Annotated in this window: 18 protein-coding genes and 2 pseudogenes; 17 read left to right on the top strand and 3 right to left on the bottom strand. The window is 33.8% G+C overall.

All coding sequences use genetic code 11. The features are described 5' to 3' along the window. Nucleotides 1-85 precede the first annotated feature (85 nt). A complete protein-coding gene (locus tag SPD45_RS05810; RefSeq protein ID WP_336266792.1) occupies nt 86-1,501 on the bottom strand; it encodes a hypothetical protein in 1,416 nt (471 codons plus the stop codon). An 81-nt stretch (nt 1,502-1,582) separates the two neighbouring features. Beyond that, nucleotides 1,583-2,065, bottom strand: coding sequence for an Lrp/AsnC family transcriptional regulator (locus tag SPD45_RS05815; protein WP_336266899.1), 483 nt, complete (start codon nt 2,063-2,065; stop codon nt 1,583-1,585). Nucleotides 2,066-2,309: 244 nt separating this feature from the next. Between SPD45_RS05815 and SPD45_RS05820 the strand changes: the two genes are divergently transcribed. The 16 genes and pseudogenes from SPD45_RS05820 (at nt 2,310) to SPD45_RS05895 (ending at nt 16,781) form a co-directional block, all read left to right on the top strand. Continuing rightward, nucleotides 2,310-3,521: an MFS transporter gene (locus SPD45_RS05820; RefSeq protein ID WP_336266793.1), complete on the top strand. Its 1,212-nt coding sequence runs from the start codon at nt 2,310-2,312 to the stop codon at nt 3,519-3,521. Nucleotides 3,522-3,559: 38 nt separating this feature from the next. Next, on the top strand, nt 3,560-4,138 hold the full coding sequence (locus SPD45_RS05825; protein WP_442961991.1) for a TetR family transcriptional regulator: 579 nt from the start codon (nt 3,560-3,562) through the stop codon (nt 4,136-4,138). 191 nt (nt 4,139-4,329) lie between these two features. Beyond that, entirely contained in the window at nt 4,330-4,677 is a 348-nt protein-coding gene (locus SPD45_RS05830; RefSeq protein WP_336266795.1) for a DMT family transporter, read from the top strand. Nucleotides 4,678-4,679: 2 nt separating this feature from the next. Beyond that, a complete protein-coding gene (locus SPD45_RS05835) occupies nt 4,680-4,994 on the top strand; it encodes a DMT family transporter (protein ID WP_336266796.1) in 315 nt (104 codons plus the stop codon). A gap of 142 nt (nt 4,995-5,136) precedes the next feature. Beyond that, a complete protein-coding gene (locus tag SPD45_RS05840; protein WP_336266797.1) occupies nt 5,137-6,513 on the top strand; it encodes a spore germination protein in 1,377 nt (458 codons plus the stop codon). Between the two features lie 10 nt (nt 6,514-6,523). Continuing rightward, the gene (locus tag SPD45_RS05845) at nt 6,524-7,612 is read left to right on the top strand and encodes a GerAB/ArcD/ProY family transporter (RefSeq protein ID WP_336266798.1); all 1,089 of its coding nucleotides are present in this window, start codon (nt 6,524-6,526) and stop codon (nt 7,610-7,612) included. Then, nucleotides 7,612-8,730, top strand: coding sequence for a Ger(x)C family spore germination protein (locus SPD45_RS05850; protein ID WP_336266800.1), 1,119 nt, complete (start codon nt 7,612-7,614; stop codon nt 8,728-8,730). Before SPD45_RS05845 ends, SPD45_RS05850 begins: the two co-directional genes overlap by 1 nt. A gap of 97 nt (nt 8,731-8,827) precedes the next feature. After that, entirely contained in the window at nt 8,828-9,289 is a 462-nt protein-coding gene (locus SPD45_RS05855) for a DinB family protein (RefSeq protein ID WP_336266801.1), read from the top strand. Nucleotides 9,290-9,647: 358 nt separating this feature from the next. Then, nucleotides 9,648-10,877, top strand: a complete 1,230-nt coding sequence (locus tag SPD45_RS05860; protein ID WP_336266802.1) for a mechanosensitive ion channel — start codon at nt 9,648-9,650, stop codon at nt 10,875-10,877. A 263-nt stretch (nt 10,878-11,140) separates the two neighbouring features. After that, nucleotides 11,141-11,959, top strand: a complete 819-nt coding sequence (locus SPD45_RS05865) for a purine-nucleoside phosphorylase (RefSeq protein ID WP_336266803.1) — start codon at nt 11,141-11,143, stop codon at nt 11,957-11,959. 371 nt (nt 11,960-12,330) lie between these two features. After that, entirely contained in the window at nt 12,331-12,888 is a 558-nt protein-coding gene (gene folE / locus SPD45_RS05870; protein ID WP_442961993.1) for a GTP cyclohydrolase I FolE, read from the top strand. A 203-nt stretch (nt 12,889-13,091) separates the two neighbouring features. Beyond that, nucleotides 13,092-13,316 (top strand): annotated as a pseudogene (gene tnpA, locus SPD45_RS05875) (IS200/IS605 family transposase); the annotation flags it as partial. Between the two features lie 46 nt (nt 13,317-13,362). Then, nucleotides 13,363-13,764 carry a hypothetical protein gene (locus SPD45_RS05880; RefSeq protein ID WP_336266804.1) on the top strand — a complete coding sequence of 134 codons (402 nt, stop codon included), beginning with the start codon at nt 13,363-13,365 and terminating at the stop codon, nt 13,762-13,764. Next, nucleotides 13,751-13,903, top strand: a pseudogene (locus SPD45_RS05885) (IS200/IS605 family transposase); the annotation flags it as partial. The gene SPD45_RS05880 and the pseudogene SPD45_RS05885, both read left to right, overlap by 14 nt. Nucleotides 13,904-14,218: 315 nt before the next feature. Further along, nucleotides 14,219-15,619, top strand: a complete 1,401-nt coding sequence (locus tag SPD45_RS05890) for an L-cystine transporter (protein WP_336266805.1) — start codon at nt 14,219-14,221, stop codon at nt 15,617-15,619. Nucleotides 15,620-15,863: 244 nt separating this feature from the next. Further along, entirely contained in the window at nt 15,864-16,781 is a 918-nt protein-coding gene (locus SPD45_RS05895) for a hypothetical protein (protein ID WP_336266806.1), read from the top strand. 733 nt (nt 16,782-17,514) lie between these two features. On the opposite strand, the gene rpsD is transcribed toward SPD45_RS05895, so the two are convergent. Beyond that, complete coding sequence (gene rpsD / locus SPD45_RS05900) at nt 17,515-18,114, bottom strand: 30S ribosomal protein S4 (RefSeq protein WP_336266807.1); 600 nt, start codon at nt 18,112-18,114, stop codon at nt 17,515-17,517. 499 nt (nt 18,115-18,613) lie between these two features. Between rpsD and ezrA the strand changes: the two genes are divergently transcribed. Continuing rightward, nucleotides 18,614-20,305, top strand: coding sequence for a septation ring formation regulator EzrA (ezrA, locus tag SPD45_RS05905; RefSeq protein ID WP_336266808.1), 1,692 nt, complete (start codon nt 18,614-18,616; stop codon nt 20,303-20,305). Nucleotides 20,306-20,383 lie beyond the last annotated feature (78 nt).

The following is a 20,383-nucleotide window of genomic DNA, read 5'->3' on the forward strand; positions in this document are numbered from 1 at the left end:
CGACATGATGCAAATACAATTTTACACAACATAGAAGCGAACTCAAGTACTACGCAAGTTGCATCCTTCGACCTCCCACTCCATATTAATAAACGAATTGATACATCACTTGAATATAAAGCTGGATCATGACATAAAAACTAAGGGCGAATTTCCAATTGAATTTGATACCATTCGTTAACATGCCGAGCCCGTTCGAAGCGCTTAATACGATAACAGGCATGACAATAGGAGAAATAAAAATCGAAATCGCACTTCCTGACGTAATCGCAAGAACCATTAGCTCAGGTGGATAAGGAAGAGGCATACTTTGTAAAATACCTGCAACGAGTACCATCACTGTTAAAGGGCCTAATCCACAAAAACCTAATAAAATTACAATGAAAGGTAATATATACAAAAAATTAATGAAAGGAAAAGCAGCTTGTATGGCATGTAATCCTTTAATAAAATTAGTGGAAAAATTTGTACCATGTAAGGTATTGATTAACACACCGACAGCAATCATTAACGACAATTGATAAGACTGTCCAACAACCTTATTAGAAGCATAGTCTTTTATTACGACGAAAAACTTTCGCAATTTTCCTTTCCATACATAAAAGAAAAACATCCATCCGATGATCACGAGGGGAATGAGCACCATTAACTGAAAATGAAACAATCCATGCAATAGAAAAATTGTCCCGAAAAGACTGACGAATAATAAACTAAATTCCATCGTCTTTTTTACTTGTACTTCATGACTTGCTGCTGTCTTTAACAATGTTTGTAATTCTAATTGTAGTTCGGTCGTGACATCGATGTTTGCCCGTTTCATTCGTATCGACATAAAAATCATAGCTAAAAATGATCCGCAAATGGCAAAAATAAATCCTTGTAAAATCGAAAGCCATAAAGAAGCATTTAATGTTTCGACTGCATAGACGAAACTAGGGATACTAACGACCCATAAAGTCGACAATCCGAAGGCACGTAAAAGGGCTGTTCCTTTAAAATATTCCCAGTTTTCAGAAGTTTTTTCATGTAACACCATTTGTACGAATTGATACATCATCGTAATCGATCCGAATAATAAAAAATAAGCAATAATTTGCGTAAATGTTAACAAAGTAAAATAAAACTTTTTACCAGTATTAATGAACCGATAAAACAACCCCATGACATCTTCAATATATGGTTCCTCTTGTAATACGTAACTTATGAGTGGTACGACGATTAAGAGTCCGATAATATGGCGCATCTCGATTGCACCATTTTGTAATGTATGTAATATATCCATTTTCGCTGTTAACATTACTATAAAACTAATGACGAAAATAGTGAACGGTAACTTAAATTTAGGAATCGAAAGATGAATACTCGTAAAAATGAAAAAGGCAATCCCACTAATCGCCATGAAAAGTAATAAGAGCTCATTTGAAAATAAAGTAGTTATAAAATGAAAAAGTGCATAAAGGAATAATGTCACTTTTAGTGGGCGCTTGATAAATGTTTGCATATAACTTATCTCTTCCTATCGAAAAAAGTAATATATCATATATTTTATCACGTTCTAAAGAAAAAGAAAGGACGGCACCTTTTACTTTAAAGGTAATGCCGTCGTTGATTTTACTTCTTCATATGATAGACTAGTTTGAATCCCACTAATACTTCCGTGTGAACTTAATTTATTTCCGATGAAATTTTTTAAATCGGAACTGTCTTTTAAAACAACTTTTAATAAAAAGTCATATTCTCCAGTAATATGATGGCATTCTAATACTTCAGGCATCGCTACAATCGCAGCCTCGAATGCTTCTAATTGTACTGTTTGATGAATACTCGTTTTGACATATATAAAACATAAAAGGTCAAAGCCGAGTTTCTCACGGTTTAAAATAGTGACGTAATTTTTTATATATCCTTCCTGTTCTAAACGTTTCATTCTTCCGTGTGTGGCAGGAGGGGAAAGGTTTACTTTTTTTGCTAACTCTACATTGCTTAGGCTAGCATTGTTTTGAATTGTTTTTAATAATAATCTATCGATATCATCTAATTCTTTTTCTGCAACGAATGATTCTATCATGTATACCATCCTAACTCGTGTAATATTTTGTATTATATCAAAATTGGATAATAAAATAAAGTTTTTAACCGAAAAATAAAATGAAAATTAAATGTGCTATCGAGTTGCCAAATAGAATAATTTCGTAGTATACTATCATAGGATAAAAATGATATAAAAGAGACGTATAAAGCGAGAAGTTCATTGGGGAGCAGTGAATTTCTCCTTTTTCTTGTTTAATTTACATAAAAGGAGGACATTTATGGAAAAGAAAAATTTTGTATTGGCGATTTTATTAGGAAATTTATTTATCGCATTTTTAGGAATTGGACTCGTCATTCCTGTATTACCGACGATTATGAATGAATTACATTTAACCGGAAAAGTTGTCGGATATTTAGTGGCAGCATTTGCGATCACCCAATTAATCGCTTCGCCAATTGCTGGACAATGGGTAGATAAATACGGTCGTAAACGAATGATTGTAATTGGACTATTTGTGTTCAGTTTTTCAGAATACTTATTTGGTATTGGAACATCGGTGGAAATCTTATTTGTATCACGATTTTTTGGTGGAATAAGTGCGGCATTCATTATGCCAGCTGTAACGGCGTATATTGCAGATATTACGACATTGGAAACACGCTCAAAAGCATTAGGGTATATGTCCGCTGCGATTAGTACGGGATTTATTATCGGACCGGGTATCGGTGGGTTTTTAGCAGAATATGGATCGAGAGTTCCGTTTTTTGCGGCCGCAGTTTTAGCCGGATTAGCAGCAGTATTATCGATTATTACATTAAAAGAACCAGAACGACAAACAACAGAAGAGGAAGAAGTTGCAACTGTTCCGACGAATAAATTAAAACGTGTTGTCCGACCGGCATATATATTTGCCTTTTTAATTTTATTTATTTCTTCTTTTGGCTTAATGGCGTTTGAATCGCTATTTAGCTTATATGTTGATCATAAATTTGGGTTTACACCGAAAGATATTGCGATTATCATTACTGGTGCAGCACTTGTTGGTGCGATTACACAAGTATTATTGTTTGATAAATTAACGAAACGTTTTGGAGAAGTAAGGCTTGTTCGTTATTGTTTATGGTTTTCAGGTGTGTTCGTATTTTTAATGACGACAGCACATAGTTATGCATATATTTTATTTGTTACGATATTTATTTTTACAGGGTTTGATTTATTACGCCCTGCGATTACATCGTATTTATCCAAGGTGGCAGGTAATGAACAAGGGTTTGTTGGAGGAATGAATTCGATGTTTACAAGTATTGGAAATGTATTAGGTCCGATGGTTGGTGGTGCATTATTCGATATAAACTTAGATTATCCATATTATTTTACGACATTCATGATGATTGTAGCCATCATTACGGCATATATTTGGAAAGCGCCAGAACGGATAAATATCGTTCCGACAAAAGGAAAACGAAAGATTTTTGATAGACGAAAATAATTACGGTATACTGTAGAAAGGAATAGAATAGGGGTGTAATGATGGACAAACGTGAACGGATTATCCAGTCAGCAATTAAACTATTTCAAGAAAAGGGAATCGATAAAACGACGATTTCTGATATTGTCAGAAACGCAAACATTGCACAAGGTACTTTCTACATTTATTTTCCATCTAAATTGTCATTAATGCCTGCTATAGCAGAAGAGATGGTTCATGTTTTAATGGAACGAATTAAAGAAAAAATGGATACGAAAAATACTGTCGAACAACAACTACAACATATTATTCACGTTATTTTTGAAGTAAACAAACAATATAGTGAAGTACAAGCGGTTGTTTATGCAGGACTTGCTTCTTCAGAACATATAAAAGAATGGGAAATTGTCTATGAGCCGTGCTATCAAATGATTAGTCAATTACTAGAGGATGCACAAGAAAAAGGGGAAGTGACATCTACTATTTCTCCAAAACGAATGGCAAAATTGTTGATCGGACTAGTCGAATCAGCAGCAGAACAAGTATATTTATATGATCATAGTAATGAAGAAGAAGCGGGGAAGCAAAAAGAGGCGGTACAGCAATTTTTATTAGATGCTTTACGGATTGACAAGTAATAAAAAAGATGTAAAATGAATGATAGTCATTCAGTCGAGAGAAGCGATTAGGACAAAGTCGTAGAAACGGATGCGATTCTTACTGAGATAGAATCGATAGAGAGGCAGCAAGAAAACAACATGTCCTACGCTCTTTTTTATCGCTATAAAGTGAATGACATTCATTCACTTGGTTTTTAGGAGGAAGAAATATGAATAAAGCATGGATATATGTAGCATTAACATCATTTTTTGAGTTAGTTTGGATATTTGGATTTAATGTCGCCTCTCTATGGTGGCATTGGATTCCAATTGTCGTGTTCATTTTTATTGATTTTCACTTTTTAACAAAAGCATGTGAACAATTACCGACTGGAACGGTGTACGCCATTTTTGCAGCTGCCGGTACACTCGGTACTGCATTAATGGACGTATTTTTGTTTGGGGAAATTTTAACGTTCGGAAAAATTGGCTTTATGATGGTATTAATTTTAGGTGTCATTGGATTACAAGTTGCTGAAGGAATGGAAGAGAAAAAAGCGACGGAAGGATGGAAGTAATAATGGGATGGTTATTCGTATTTTTAGCGGCGATTAGTGAGCTGACGGGTGTTGTTGGATTGAAAAAATATAGTGAACAAAAAACGATGCCATCTCTTATTTTATATTTTGGTGGATTTGCTGCTTCATTTGCTTTTTTATATCAATCATTCAAATTTTTGCAAGTGAGTACGTCGTATGCGGTTTGGATTGGAATTGGAACGGCGGGGGCTGTTTTAATTAATATGATATTCTTTGGCGAGTCAAAAAGTGTTGGAAAAGTAATTAGCGTTATCTTCGTAGTTATCGGAGTTGTCGGCTTAAAGGCATTGTCTTAATGCGTCACGTGAAAAATGGTATGTCATAAAAAAACAGACAAGTCTTTGATTAGAAAAAAGATTCTAATCAAAGGCTTTTTTGTATATTTTCAATGATTTTGCACAAAGTATTCCATAATGCAATGTAAAGGTGGCGGATAAATTGCCTTATGAAGAATTAAAAGAAACGCTAGCAGAAAATAAACAGACGCTAGAAAAGGCATTTCAATATACGAATGATTTACAACTACAAATAATGACATTACAACAAAAGAAGGCTCTTGTCTGTTCATTAGAAACGATGGCAGATGAACAGAAAATGGGACAGCAACTTACAGCAATAGAAGCTGGTATTTCACTGAGTGATATGTCGGAAAAAGTAACAACTATACAAGAGATTGTGGAAGCGATCCTTATCGGAAATACAGTTATTTTATTAGAAGGAAAACAAGAAGGTATCGTCTTACAAACGGTACAAGAACATGAACGGACACCAGATGAGCCTGAAAATGAACGAGTCGTACAAGGGGCACATAATGGATTTATTGAAAACTTAGATATCAATGTTCATTTAATAAGACGATGTCTACAACAAGAAAATTTGCATGTTACATATAAAAGTGTCGGAAAACAAAATGAGAATAATGTAGCGATTGTTTATCTTAAAGGGGAAGCGAATGAAGAGACGATCCAATATATCGAAGATCAATTAGAAGGGATGCAAGAGAAAAAAGTGACGGTCATCGGAGATTTAGTGAACTATCTTTTACGTCATGTGAAGACGATTTTTCCGAAGAAATTATATACAGGAAGGCCCGACCGAACGACTGCATATTTAACTGAAGGAAAAATCGCTATTTTAATGGACAATAATGCTATCGCATGTATTGTCCCGATTTCATTTTTTGCCTTTTTTCATTCACCAGATGACTTTAACGGGCAAGTATACGACGGTATCCTTTTCCGTTTTATTCGATTAGCGAGTTTCTTCGGTGCACTAATTTTTCCAGCGACATATATTGCGATTATTACATTTCACTTTGAAATTATCCCTTTTGAAATGGTTACGCTCGTAAAAAATTCGATTGAAACGGTCCCATTTCCACCGTTTTTTGAGGCGTTTATTATGATTGTGACGATTGAACTTATTAGAGAAGCTGGAATTCGTTTACCATCCCCGATTGGACAGACGATCGGAATTGTCGGTGGAATTATTATCGGAGAAGCGGTTGTTACCGCTGGACTAGTTTCCAATGTTGTCGTAATTGTCATTGCATTAACGGCCATCATGTCGTTTACGATATCTTCCTATGAAATGGGAAATATATTACGTATATTATCCTTTCCGATTATGGTTGCAGCGTCTTTATTTGGCTTTGTCGGAATTGTTGCTAGTGCTTTAATTATTTTATTCCATTTATGCAAAGTAAAAGTGCTCGATACACCTTATTTCTATCCGTTAGCACCTTTTGATTTTGCTTCAATAAAACGAACATTATTTCGTTTTCACACCGAAACAATGGACGTTAAAAAGAAATGAGTGTTGAAGGATGAATGAAGGGAAAACTATTTTACCTTATCAATTATTTTTTTTGTTAATTCAAACACAAATAGGGGTAAGTGTTGTTTCATTACCTCATGATGTGTTTAATACGGCAAAAGGAGACGGATGGATTTCGGTTCTCTTAACAGGCGTCGTAGTACAATGTATCATTTTTATGTATATATTTTTAATACAACGATTCCCAAACTCTTCATGGAAACAAATATGCGAGACATTGTTCGGAAAAATAATTGGTAAGTTCATTGTCTTTCTATATATTGTCTATTTCCTCTGTTTAACGAGTATCACCCTTGCGAAATATGCATTATTGTTAAGTGCATGGATGATGCCCCGCACACCGAGTTGGGTGTTGCTTCTGTTAATGTTAATCATTGTATTCTATATCTTCACAGAAAAATTAGAAACAATTGCACAATTTTATGTGTTAACATCTGTCATATTACTCGTTTATGTTGGGGTTAATATATATGCATGGAAAGAAGCGAATTTGACCTTTATTTTCCCGATTGGAAAAAGCGGTGTACCCCATATTTTAGAGGGAATAATAGAAGTATTTCCTTCCTTTTCAGGGATTGAATTATTATTAATCTTTCATATATATATTCGTGCGGAGAAAAAGAAAATTTTAAAAATAGCAACCATTTCAAATATTTGTTTAACTTTCTTTTATACGTTTATTACGTTTACGTCATTAGTATTTTTAAGTCCGGAAGAATTAAAGCTTGTACCTGAACCTGTTCTATATTTAGTCAAATCATTTAGTTTTAAAATCATCGAACGCCCTGATTTAATATTTACGTCGATTTGGATCGTTTTAGTCGCAACGACATTAACGACATTCCTTTATGCGACGAAATATTTATCATTGCATCTATATAAGAGGGGGAAACCGCGATTTGTAACAATATTTTTATTAGTTGTTTGTTATATAGCGGCTATTTCACTTCGTAATACATATACATTGCAAACGGTGTTAGATTATTTTATCTATGCGGTCATTGTGTTTATGGTCGTTATACCACTAATCTCCTTTCTAATTACCTTTATTTTTTCGAAAAAAGAGGTGGAACCGTAATGCGTTCAATTGTGGTATCAATTATTTTATTGTTGTTGCTAACTGGCTGTTGGGATCAACGTTTATTAAAAGAACATACCTTAATTTTGTCAATTGGATATGATCTGACGGAAGACGGAAAAATTGAAAAAACGATTACCTTCCCAGATAAAAGTGGTGGGGGTGGGCAAGTAAGTATGTCGACGAACACAGAAATCATTTCGGTTATCGCCAATACGGTAAAAGATGCTGAAACTAAAACGGATGAATATTCTCCAGAAAAATTCGACCGGTCGAAAGCAAAAGTGATTTTAATCGGAAAAGATTTAGCTGAATCCGGTATTTTTCCAACATTAGATTCTGTTTACCGTGATTTACGCGCCCCATTATATGCTTCTGTTGCGATTGTTGATGGTACCGCAAAAGATGCATTGGAAGTAGAAGATACGTATTCGTTATTAACGAGTGAATTTTATTCTGAATTATTGAAGACGGCAAGTAATGCAGGAATTATAAAAGATGATAATATACAAGAAATTTGTCCAGTTATTTTAAGTGACGGAAAAGATATTGCTATACCACAAATAGCTTTAATGGATAATGGCAAACGAGCAAAAATTACTGGTTCAACACTATTTAATGGCGATAAATCGAGTGGAGAGCTATCGTTAGATGAAAATATTATGTTATTAACATTAATGGGGGTAAAGAATAAAAATCGTAAAATGAATTTCCTCGTAGATCCAGATCAAGAACGACGCGAGAAGCAATATGTAAATTTTTCTATCCGAAATGAATATCAGCATGTAACGTGGGAACGTACAGGAGATAATGATCTTACAGTTACCGTGAAATTGTCTTTACAAATTGAAATAGACGAATATGCGAGTGATCATTTATATGATGAAGATAAGGCAAAATATTTAGTAGATGCCATTACGAAGCAAAGTGAAAAACGGGCGAAAAAAACAATTGAAAAAATCCAAGAAGCAAATAATGATACGCTTGGTATAGGGGAGAAAATAAAAGCATATGATCCACAATTATGGCAAAAAGTAAATTGGAAAGAAATGTATCCGGAGATTACTATTGAGCCTGAATTCGATATCGAAATTATTCGTCACGGTATATTGAATTAAAATAAGGATGTCGTTTAGGACACAAAATATTTTTTCATATATTCAAGAGAGATTTTAAGATGTATACTGTATGTATCATAAAAAAGGTGGGGTACATATGGAAGAACAATTATTATTCGATCAGATGAAGTTAATTCGCAAAATGACATTACATGAATTCAAACATGTAACGGAAGAACAAGCAGATGTTATTCCAGAAGGATTTCGAAATAATATACGCTGGAATTTAGGGCACATTTATGTCGTTCAACATGCATTATTGCAACATTATGGTGGAATTGAATTAGAAATGGATGAGCGGTTTCAACAATATTTTTCCCCAAACACTTCGCCGAATGATTGGGAAGGTACACCTCCATCACTAGATGAAATAAAAGAAAAATTAGAAAAACAAGTAGAAGAAATAGAGGTAGCATTAAAAGGGAAATTAGGTGACACAGCAAAAGAACCATTTTTACGACAAAATAATGTTGGGCAAATTTTTTCATTTACATTTTATCATGAAGGATTACATGTGACTGCGGTGAAAGATTATAAACGAATTTTGTCGGTTCAATAAGAAAAAACTTGAAAAATGATGATAAATAACTAGGTAGGGTAAAATTGTATAGGAAAATAGTGTTTATGTAAGTTTTTTATGTAAATGAAAAATATGGAAAGGGAGTTCCATTAAATGCCAATTCTAAGCTATTTATTAAACTGAAAACACGTATATGAATAATATACAAATAAAATAAAATTGTTAAAAAACAATCATGGAAATACGACTGATTATAAGTAGAAAGTCGTATGAAAACGATTGTTTTTTTTATGCATATTTTAAAAAATGTTTTAGAAATTTTCATGACGGTTATATGTCCTCTAACTGGCATTTGAAATAAGTGCTAGGAAAAGAGAAAAAAGAGAGGATGTATAAGATGGTAGATGAATTGAAGTATACGTGGGATAACATGATTAGTAGTATCGTCATGGAATTACCTAACGTCATTAAAGCAATTTTGTTATTGTTACTTGCATGGGTGATTGCAATTATTGCTCGGAATGTATTCAATAAATTATTAGTAAAAGTAGGATTTGGTAGAGCATTAAGTAAAACGCCATTTGTTGCTGATGAGAAAAGCGGAAATGAATTACTAGAAAATATCGGAAAACTCGTTTATTTCTTAGTGTTTATTCTGTTTTTACCGACGGTGTTTGGTGTATTAAATATGACAGAGGTTGCAGCACCAATCTCAAATATGATGGATAAATTTTTATACTTTATTCCAAATATTATTGCAGCTGCGGTCATTATTTTAATTGGTGTATTCGTAGCGAAATTAGTGAAGCAGCTATTTGAACAGTTTTTCACGACATTGAATATTGATAAATGGGTAAACAAAGTTTTACCAAATAAAGGGGAAACAGAGGAAGCACAAGCGACATTATCTTCTGTTATTTCGAATATTATTTTTATCGTTATTTTAATTCCGTTTATTACAATTGGGTTGGAAGCGTTAAATATTCAAACGATTTCTCGTCCGATTGAATCTGTCTTAAACAATGTACTAGCAATGATTCCTGGAATCTTCGTAGCGATTATTTTAATCGTTGTCGGATTTTACATCGGAAAATTTGTCGGTAGTTTATTAACGAACTTACTGCGTGGAGCAAACATTAATAAAGTGTTTGATTCATTAGGTATTTCAAATAAAGTAGATGGTAAAGGATTCGACATTGCAAACTTTATCGGTAAACTTGTTCAATTTGTGATTGTATTATTCTTTACGGTTGAGGCTTTCCAAGTGATTAACTTGAAAGTGTTAAATACAATTGGATTTGCGATTATTACGTACTTACCATTCTTACTAAGTGCGATCATCATTTTAGGAGTAGGATTATTATTAGCGAATATTGTTGGTAATTGGGTACAGAAAAATACGAACAATGCCATTTCTGCTCTATTAATTAAAGGTGTTATCATTACATTTGCAGTATTTATGACGTTAGACCAATTGCACTTTGCAACGAGCATTGTGAATATTGCTTTCATGATTATTTTAGGTGGATTTATGATTGCCTTTGCGATTTCATTCGGTATTGGCGGACGTGAATTTGCGAAAAGACAATTAGAAAAATTAGACCAAAAAATGAATGACCCGAAATAAAAAGAATATGTAACATAGGCTCATAAAACGAAAGGAGTTTCAGTAAAGGTAATTCTTTACGGAAGCTCCTTTTTGCTTCGTCATGTTCTTTGCGGTAAGCGGTGCATATATTTTTTATAAATGATAGGTTAAAAACGAATACAGATTTATAGGCAGAAAAACGGCATCTTCCATTTGGAGAAAATGCTTCCATAACTGTTTTGTTATGGGACAATTTATGATACATTTAATTACGTATAAAAGAGATATTAGGAGGCAATAAAATGCATGAAACAGCGCATATTTTAGAGGCGAAACAATTTATTACGTCTAAGACAGATTTAGTGCCTGAAATTGGAATTATTTTAGGGTCAGGTTTAGGATCTTTAGCCGATGAAATGGAAAATGCAACAGTTATTCCATATAAAGAAATTCCTCATTTTGCCGAATCGAGTGCAATCGGCCATGCAAATGAATTAGTTATTGGAGCATTAGAAGGAAAGACAGTAGTTGCGATGAAGGGTCGATATCATTATTATGAAGGATATTCGCTTGATGATGTAACATTTCCAGTTAGAGTGATGAAGTCGTTAGGTATTGAAAATTTAATTATTACGAATGCATGTGGAGCAGTAAATACTTCATTTAATCCTGGTGATTTAATGTTAATTACAGATCATATTAATTTAACTGGTCAAAATCCGTTAATTGGACCGAATAATGATGAATTAGGAACACGTTTTCCTGACTTATCGGAAGCATATAATCGTGCATTAGGAAATATTGCAAAGGACGTTGCGAAGGAGCACGATATTACATTGCATGAAGGTGTGTATACTTGGTGGACAGGTCCAGCATATGAGACACCAGCAGAAATTCGTATGATTCGTACATTAGGTGGCGACGCTGTCGGAATGTCTACCGTACCGGAAGCAATTATTGCTGCGCACGCCAACATTAACGTATTAGGTGTTTCATGCTTAACGAATATGGCATGCGGTATTTTAGATGAACCTTTAAGCCATGAAGATGTTATTGCAGTTGCAGCGAAGTCGAGAGAAGCTTTTATGACATTAATTAAAAATGTGATGAAAAAAATATAAATCGAAGAACAATGCGATTCACTTATGGGGTAATTACACTCTATAAGTGAATTGTTTTTTGTTAAAAAAGAGTAAGTTTACTTTGAACGTATATCGTTAATGACGCACTTATTTAATGGTCTAGTAATAACGGTGTTCTTTTCATCGCGCATGCTTAATATTCATTTTATCGTTTTTAAAAAATAGATTTGCATGATACTCTATGTTAAAATATGTGCAAGTGAATTTTAAAAAATATGGATGGTACCTTATAATGGTGGAGTGAGGATGAATTGACAATAGAAAATAATAAAGTACTAACAAAAAAAGATAAAGTGCTATTAGATATGTTTCAAATCGATCGGGATAATCCAGAAGCGGTAGCAACATTTATGGAAAAAGCAGATGGAGTAATGGATGGATTCCGTGAATTAATGGAATTATGTGGTGAAGATCCTAAAAGAGACGGGCTATTAGACACACCTTATCGAGTGTTAAAAGCATATGGCGAGTACACGGAAGGATACCGCGAAGATCCAAAACGTCATTTAGAAAAAATATTTGATGTTCCTCATAAAGAATTAGTGCTCGTGAAAGATATTGAATTTTATTCGATGTGTGAGCATCATTTCGCACCATTTTTCGGTGTCGCACATGTTGGGTATATTCCGAACGAACGTATTACAGGTTTATCGAAAATTGCCCGTATGGTCGAAGGATATGCTAAAAGGTTTCAAGTACAGGAACGAATGACGACAGAAATCATTAGTGCGATTGAGGAAGTATTAGAGCCAGCAGGTGTAATGGTTGTGATGGAAGCGAAGCATATGTGTATGTGTGGAAGGGGCGTACGTAATACGAGCTCTTCTACGACAACATCTTCTGTACGCGGAATTTTTGCGAACGATCACCGTGCAAGAGATGAATTTTTATCATTAATACGTAGATAATAGGAAAACACTAAAAACAATTCGTTTTTAGTGTTTTTTTATGCATCTTAAAACCCCTGGCTCTACCGAAGGTTTTAAGTAACTTTTAGTGTGGTGTTAAAAATGCCTCCTATCGTAATAAGATAAAGTTGGTTTCCCGACCACCATAACTTATAACAGAAGGAGACAGTCCTAGTGTAGGATAAGAAAAGACATAGTGAAGATGTAAGTATCATATTGTAATTGATCCAAAATACAGACGACAAATTATTTATGGAAAATACAAAAAGAGCATAGGAGAAATTATAAGAAGTCTTTATGATAGAAAAATGTAGAGATTCATGAAGCAAATGCTTGTAGATATTCCACCAAAATTAAGTGTCTCTCAATTTATAGGTTATTTAACAGGAAAGAGTAGCTTAATGATGGTTGATCGTCATGCAAATTTATAGTACAAATATGAAAACTAGGTAGTTGCAAGAATGCGGGTCAAAGTTGCAAGAATACGTGTTGAAGTTGCAAGAATGCGGGTCGAAGTTGCAAGAATCTGGGTCGAAGTTGCAAGAATGTGGGTCGAAGTTGCAAGAATACGTGCCAAAGTTGCAAGAATGCGTGCCGAAGTTGCAAGAATGCGGGTCGAAGTTGCAAGAATGCGGGTCAAAGTTGCAAGAATACGGGTTAAAGTTGCAAGAAAGCGTGCCGAAGTTGCAAGAATACGAGTCGAAGTTGCAAGAATACGGGTCAAAGTTGCAAGAATGCGTACCGAAGTTGCAAGAATACGAGTCGAAGTTGCAAGAATACGGATCTAAGTTGCAAGAATACGGATCTAAGTTGCAAGAACGCAACCATAAAATCCAATCACCTCCCCACAAAATGGAAATAGGAGTTTTGGTGTAGAAGATATTTTGTGGATACAGTTGGAAGAAACAAAAATCAAATCTAGGAATATATAAGAAATCAGTTAAAAGATAATGATATAAACGATCAACTAACGTTATTCGAAGAGTGCGAATCATTTACGGGACAACAAAATTAAAAAGATAACTTATGGGGGCACTACCTTCATACTGGTGGTTTTGATTCATTAGTACTTGTAATAAAGGATACGTAAGAAGAGAATGAAGCATTGTTACAATAATGGTACATCCGAAACAAATGAGTTTAAGATAAACGCATTTTTTCGTCAGAAAGTATGATGTTAAAAATGAAAAAAATTGATGTATATATATTGCGATTTCATTCAATCTGTACTATGATTAAAAACAAATCATACTAAACTAATCGGAAAAGAATTACTTAGTCGTTATCATATATAATGATTTATTTTTCGGTATAGAAAGGAAGGCTTTTTTTGGATATTTTGCAAGTTGTACTTATTTTACTTATCTTTACAGTACTTATTTTTGGGTTATTTCAATTACAACGAAAACATATTTCCTTTGGGAAGCGGGCATTACTCGCTTTGGTCGTTGGGATTGTTTTTGGATTAATCATTCAATCCATTTATGGGGCATCATCCCCGATTGTTGAAACAGCAATGGACTGGATCAATATCGTTGGTGATGGATTTGTATCATTATTAATGATGCTCGTCATTCCGATCGTCTTTATTGCTATATTACGAGCGTTCACTAGCTCGACTTTTACAGAAGGCTTTGGAAAAATTAGTGGAATTGTTATCGGAATATTAGTTGCAACGGTAATGATTTCAGCGGCAGTAGGGGTTGGTTCAGCAAGTTTATTCCAACTAGATGGAATAGAAATTACAGAAGGTAATGAAGAGTTTGAAGCAATTCAACGCATTGAAGAAAGAGCGGCCGATATTGAAGGGGATACATTGCCGACGATGATTCGTAATATGATTCCAGCGAATATTTTTGTCGATTTTACACAGGAACGTTCCACTTCAGTAATTGCTGTCGTTATATTTAGTGTCATTGTCGGTACAGCTTATATGGGTGTACGGAGAAAACAACCAGATTATGCAGAAAAGTTTGCAACAGGGGTAGAAGTAATATTTACGATTATTATGCGTGTTGTAACACTTATTTTACGTTTAACACCGTACGGTATATTAGCGTTAATGCTAAATAAAGCAGCGACGAGCGATATTGCGACATTTATTGATTTAGGTAAATTTATTATCGCTTCATATGTTGCTATTCTTATTATGTTTATCGTGCATATGCTACTAATTCGTTTTGCGGGATTAAATCCATTTACGTATGTGAAAAAAGCACTGCCTGTATTAATATTTGGATTTTCTTCTCGTTCAAGTGCAGGTGCATTGCCATTAAATATTGAAACACAAAAAAGAGGCCTCGGTGTCTCAAACGGAGTGGCAGATGTTGCAGGAGCATTTAGTGTAACAATTGGTCAAAATGGATGTGCTGGTATTTATCCAGCGATGTTAGCGGTCATGGTTGCGCCGACAGTTGGTATTGATCCATTTACTCCATCCTTTATTGCGATGTTATTAATCGTTGTTGCCATTGGTTCGTTTGGTGTTGCTGGAGTGGGCGGAGGAGCGACATTTGCTTCTTTAATTGTTCTATCTACATTAAATTTACCGATTGCGATTGTAGGGTTATTAATTTCCATCGAGCCGATTATCGATATGGCTCGTACAGCATTAAATATTAGTGGAGGAATGACGGCAGGTATTTTAACGTCAAAAATTACGAACAATCATGATAAAACAATTTATGATGATAAAACAAAACAAATTGACATGAATTATGATGCAATGTAAGTGTTAAAACGTCCCCTTAAAGTTAGAATGATATGCTAACTTTAAGGGGCTTTTCTTTGTCTACATATAACTATGAAAAAAGCAACAATATATTGTACATGTTGTTACAAAAGGTAATCTCCCAAAAATACATAGAACGATAATAGTTATTATAAGAATCATATTCCATAATTACATTGGTCTTTTTATTTTATTATATGATACGATACTATTAATATTTCACAAAAAAAGAAAGGAGGATCTTATGCATAAATTTCCAATTCGTCTGCCCGCTATTATATGTATGTTACTTTTCGTATCGGCTTGTTCCGACAAAGATAAACCATTAATTGTTGAATCTGATTCTAAAAGGGAAGAAGTTATAACAGAAGTAGATATTTTTCAAGATATGATGTATCGATTAAATAACGTATATTTTCCAACAGATGTTGGACATTTAGAACGAATGTCTATTTCTTATGAAGTAGAAAATGATGAGTTAAATCTAGAATATAAGTATAACACTTATCATGAAAAAAAAGAGAAAGGATTGACCATCCCTTCAAGAATAAGTTTGTACGTAAATCATGAAGATGCGAATAACAAGAAGTTTCTTGAGGGAAAAGGTCGATATTTCGCACTGGACAGTTTGGAAGGTTATATTCAAGAACGAAATGGCCAAATAACGTTTCTTGGTACAGACAATGAATATGATGATGAATTTTTATATGTATTTGATGACATAGAAGAATCAGATAGTTTTCAAGCTATCTTTGATCTAGACATGCAAAAAAGGCTCCATTTAGATTATGTAAAAGGTTATGCATTTTTTGATTATTTATTTCAATTAGATATGGAAGATCAGTCCTTTTTAGATTTGCAACATACTAATTTTGAGATTAAAAAAATAAGTATGCAAATCGTCAATTCTTTTGAACACGATAAACCGTCTCTCGGTAGTGAATTATATATTACATATGGCTATGAGGACTATACTTTCACATTAAGCATGTCGACATTAGGTACAAGAAATGCTCCTTCTTATCGAGTGTGGGAAGAGAATGGATATGAATATTATGTACACGGGAATTATTCGGGGGAACAAGGTGATGAATTTAAGATTGAAAAGGAAGATTATAAAGAATTTATTCGTTTTATCAATCGAAAAATAACGGATGAGTAAAGAGAGGTAGGATTGAATCATAATAAATGAGTTCTAAATTTTTTACTGTATACATGCTGTTGTCCTCCTCCTTTGTAGCGTAAGCCTTAATGGTGGAGGAATTATTACTTTGTATGATTGATTGCTATTGGAAATCCTAGTTACAGTAGGATAGATATTAAGAATATAAAGTCAGTTAAAGAAGACTCTGAATAAGATGCTATATCTATTTTCATTCTAGTATGTTATACTAATTAAGTAGTCGAATATGTTTGAAATGAATTATTTTTTAACCTTATCCGCACTGGCGCAACTTAGGGGTTGCAAGGATGTATGAGTAGGTAGGGCTTACATTGTTTAAGTTTATGAAACGCCCGCGGCAGTTTATTTTTAAAATTCGAAATATAAGGCATCTACAATGGTAGGTGTCTTTTTCTATGGCTAAATATCTCTCTTTGACGTATTTTTACGTAATACGAGGAGGATGAAAAGTGAATCTATTGTAAGAGATGTAAACACAAAATGGCACAAAATTTTAGTGAATTTTAATTTTAAAGAATAAACTAGACCATTACGAACCAAGATAACAGTTGTTTTCCTATCATTCACCTTTAATAACCGTCCCAAACTTAGTTCCGAACGAATACATTTCCATGCATATTGTTAGACAATCCATAAAAGTAAAAAACCTTGAAACACTGATGAAATCAATGTTTTCAAGGTTTTTAAAAATGTTAAATGTGTTAAGTTTCGCTTAACGAGAGTAGAATTCAACGATTAATGCTTCGTTAATTTCTGCTGGTAATTCAGAACGTTCAGGTAAACGAGTGTACGTACCTTCTAATTTGTCTGCATCAAATGTTAAATACTCTGGAACGAAAGTGTTTAATTCTAGAGATTCTTTAATGATGTCTAAGTTACGTGCTTTTTCACGTAATCCGATTGTTTGACCTGTTTTCACACGGTATGAAGGGATATCTACACGACGTCCATCAATTGTAATGTGACCGTGGTTTACTAACTGACGTGCTTGACGACGAGTACGAGCAAAACCTAAACGGTAAACTAAGTTGTCTAAACGTGATTCTAAAAGAACCATGAAGTTTTCACCGTGAATACCTTTCATTTTCCCAGCTTCGTCAAATAAAGTACGGTATTGACGTTCGTTTAATCCATACATGAAACGTAATTTTTGCTTTTCTTGTAATTGTAAACCGTATTCTGAGATTTTTTTACGTTGTGTTCCGTGTTGACCTGGTGCGAAAGGACGTTTGCTTAATTCCTTACCAGTTCCTGTTAATGAAATTCCGTAACGACGGGATTTCTTCCATAATGATCCTGTAAAACGTGCCATTTGACATGACTCCTTTAATTTTATTATTGCATAAAATAAGGAAACGTGAACGAGATCTTGTCCATTTTGTTTTCATGTATCTTCGCTCCAGCAGCCGAGAGTTACGCAATACACCTCCTAATTAGAGGAACAAAATGCATTCAAGCATCTGTGCACATAAGCTACCTAATTATTTTACACAAAAGATATTATAGTATCAATTCGTATAAATGTCAAATTGATTTAAACAAAACAAATAGAAAGATTGGGAAATATAATTTAAAAGGAAAAATCGCTATTAAAACATAATGGTTACAAAGGTTCAAAAGGGGAAATGTAAGAAATAAATAGACATTCATATTTACATCTTATTTTTTTGTGTTTTTTTAGCCATAATGGAACAAAACATGTTATTATATATGAAAGAGGATACAGAATGATGAAGATATATTTTTATAAAGAAGAGAGAAGTTTATTTTATACATATATCCTTCTATAAAAAATGATTAGGAGGTACATCATGGAAATTATTATTGCAATCATTTTAGCCGTTATTGTACTTATTATAATTGGATTAATGCTACGTAAAAAAGTGTATGACAAAGTGGATTTATATGAAAAGTGGAAATTAGATATTATGGGGCGAAATGTTGCCGAGGAACTTTCTAAAATTAAACAATTAACTTTAGAAGGGGAAACGAAAAAACAGTTTGAACAATGGAAAAAAGATTGGGATACAATTTTAACAGATGATTTAGCGAAAATCGAAGAAATGTTGTATGACACAGAACAAGCGGCAGATAAATTTCGTATTAAAAAAGCGAACGAGCAATTCGTGAAAATGGACGCATCTTTACAAGTGATTGAAGAAAAAATCGAAAATATTTTAAAAGAATTAGATCAATTATTACAAACAGAAGAAAAGACGCGTGAAGAAATCGAAGAGCTTGAACCTGTTTTACATACATATAAAAAACAATTAACACAAAATCATTATCAATATGTAAAAGCTGTAAAACGTTTTGAAGCAATGGTGCAACAATTAGAAGAACAGTTTGAACAATATCATGCCGAAGTGAGTGAAGGAAATTACGGAAAAGCAGCTACAATGAAAGATGAAATAAAAGAGAATTTAACTATATTACAAACAGAAATGGATCAGTATCCTGAAGTATATAAACAGTGTAAATCTGAATTGCCTTCGCAATTAGATGAATTATACCGTGGTATGGAGGAAATGAAAGAGGACGGGTATCGTCTCGAACATTTAAAATTAGACAAGGAAATTCAAGCTTATCAAGCGCGCCTCATCGATCTAGTCATCGAATTAGAAAAGGAAAGTGTAGAAAAGGTTACACCGACAATGGTCGAAATAGAAGAACGTATTCAAGAGATGTATGACCAATTGGAGCAAGAGGCATTAGCAAAAAATTATGTTATTAGTAAAATGCCGAATTATGAAAAAGCGGTAACTTCTTTTGATTCAGCGTTTGAGGAAACGAAGGAAGAAGTAGAAACATTAAAACAAGCGTACTATTTTGAAGATGATGATTTGGAAAATTATCGTAATTTAGAAAAGAAAACCGAGCAGTTGAAAGAGAAATTATCGACATTCCAAAAACAACTGGAAGAAAATAGTGCAGCACATTCGAATGTACGCACAGAGTTAGAGAATGCGTTTGAGCAACTAACACAAATGGAAGAAGACCACGAAACATTTAAATCATATATTCAAACATTGCGTAAAGATGAAATGGAAGCGAAAGAGAAATTACAAGAAATGACGGACGCCATTTTTAAAACAAATCGTACATTAAAGGCGAGTAATTTACCTGGCATTCCAACATATATTTGGAACTTATTAGAAGAAGCAACACATAAAAACGATCGAGTGCTCGCAGCATTAGAAAACGAACCATTAGATATGATTGAAGTGAAAAATGTATTAAATGAAGCGGGAGATGCGGTTGAAAATGTTGTTGAACATACGAATGTTATGTTAGACCAAGCTGATTTAACGGAAAAGGTTATTCAATATGCCAACCGGTACCGCAGTAAATCAGTTAATTTAGCCGATGTGTTGGAAGAGGCCGAAAGCTTATTCCATCATGCAAAATATGAAGAAGCATTAGAGGTTGCAGCGAAAGGAATTGAAGCTGTAGAACCTGGTGCATTAAAGAAAATAGAAAAAATTCAAGAACAAACAGTATGACAAATAGAGGTTTGGACAACGTAAATGATGAATGGTAGATGAACGTTTCACATCATTCTTAGGGCGTTGGCCTAACCT

Origin of the sequence: Pseudogracilibacillus sp. SO10305 (genome assembly GCF_037072005.1) — a bacterium.
Taxonomy (GTDB): domain Bacteria; phylum Bacillota; class Bacilli; order Bacillales; family Amphibacillaceae; genus Pseudogracilibacillus; species Pseudogracilibacillus intestinigallinarum.

Bases quoted from the DNA above. Each gene is read 5' to 3' on its own strand.
- SPD45_RS05860 (WP_336266802.1), top strand. From the start codon at position 9,648: ATGGTAGATGAATTGAAGTATACGTGGGATAACATGATTAGTAGTATC.
- ezrA (WP_336266808.1), top strand. From the start codon at position 18,614: ATGGAAATTATTATTGCAATCATTTTAGCCGTTATTGTACTTATTATA.
- SPD45_RS05855 (WP_336266801.1), top strand. From the start codon at position 8,828: ATGGAAGAACAATTATTATTCGATCAGATGAAGTTAATTCGCAAAATG.
- folE (WP_442961993.1), top strand. From the start codon at position 12,331: ATGGAAAAAGCAGATGGAGTAATGGATGGATTCCGTGAATTAATGGAA.
- SPD45_RS05850 (WP_336266800.1), top strand. From the start codon at position 7,612: ATGCGTTCAATTGTGGTATCAATTATTTTATTGTTGTTGCTAACTGGC.
- rpsD (WP_336266807.1), bottom strand. From the start codon at position 18,114: ATGGCACGTTTTACAGGATCATTATGGAAGAAATCCCGTCGTTACGGA.
- SPD45_RS05820 (WP_336266793.1), top strand. From the start codon at position 2,310: ATGGAAAAGAAAAATTTTGTATTGGCGATTTTATTAGGAAATTTATTT.
- SPD45_RS05865 (WP_336266803.1), top strand. From the start codon at position 11,141: ATGCATGAAACAGCGCATATTTTAGAGGCGAAACAATTTATTACGTCT.
- SPD45_RS05830 (WP_336266795.1), top strand. From the start codon at position 4,330: ATGAATAAAGCATGGATATATGTAGCATTAACATCATTTTTTGAGTTA.
- SPD45_RS05835 (WP_336266796.1), top strand. From the start codon at position 4,680: ATGGGATGGTTATTCGTATTTTTAGCGGCGATTAGTGAGCTGACGGGT.
- SPD45_RS05825 (WP_442961991.1), top strand. From the start codon at position 3,560: ATGATGGACAAACGTGAACGGATTATCCAGTCAGCAATTAAACTATTT.
- SPD45_RS05845 (WP_336266798.1), top strand. From the start codon at position 6,524: ATGAATGAAGGGAAAACTATTTTACCTTATCAATTATTTTTTTTGTTA.
- SPD45_RS05810 (WP_336266792.1), bottom strand. From the start codon at position 1,501: ATGCAAACATTTATCAAGCGCCCACTAAAAGTGACATTATTCCTTTAT.
- SPD45_RS05895 (WP_336266806.1), top strand. From the start codon at position 15,864: ATGCATAAATTTCCAATTCGTCTGCCCGCTATTATATGTATGTTACTT.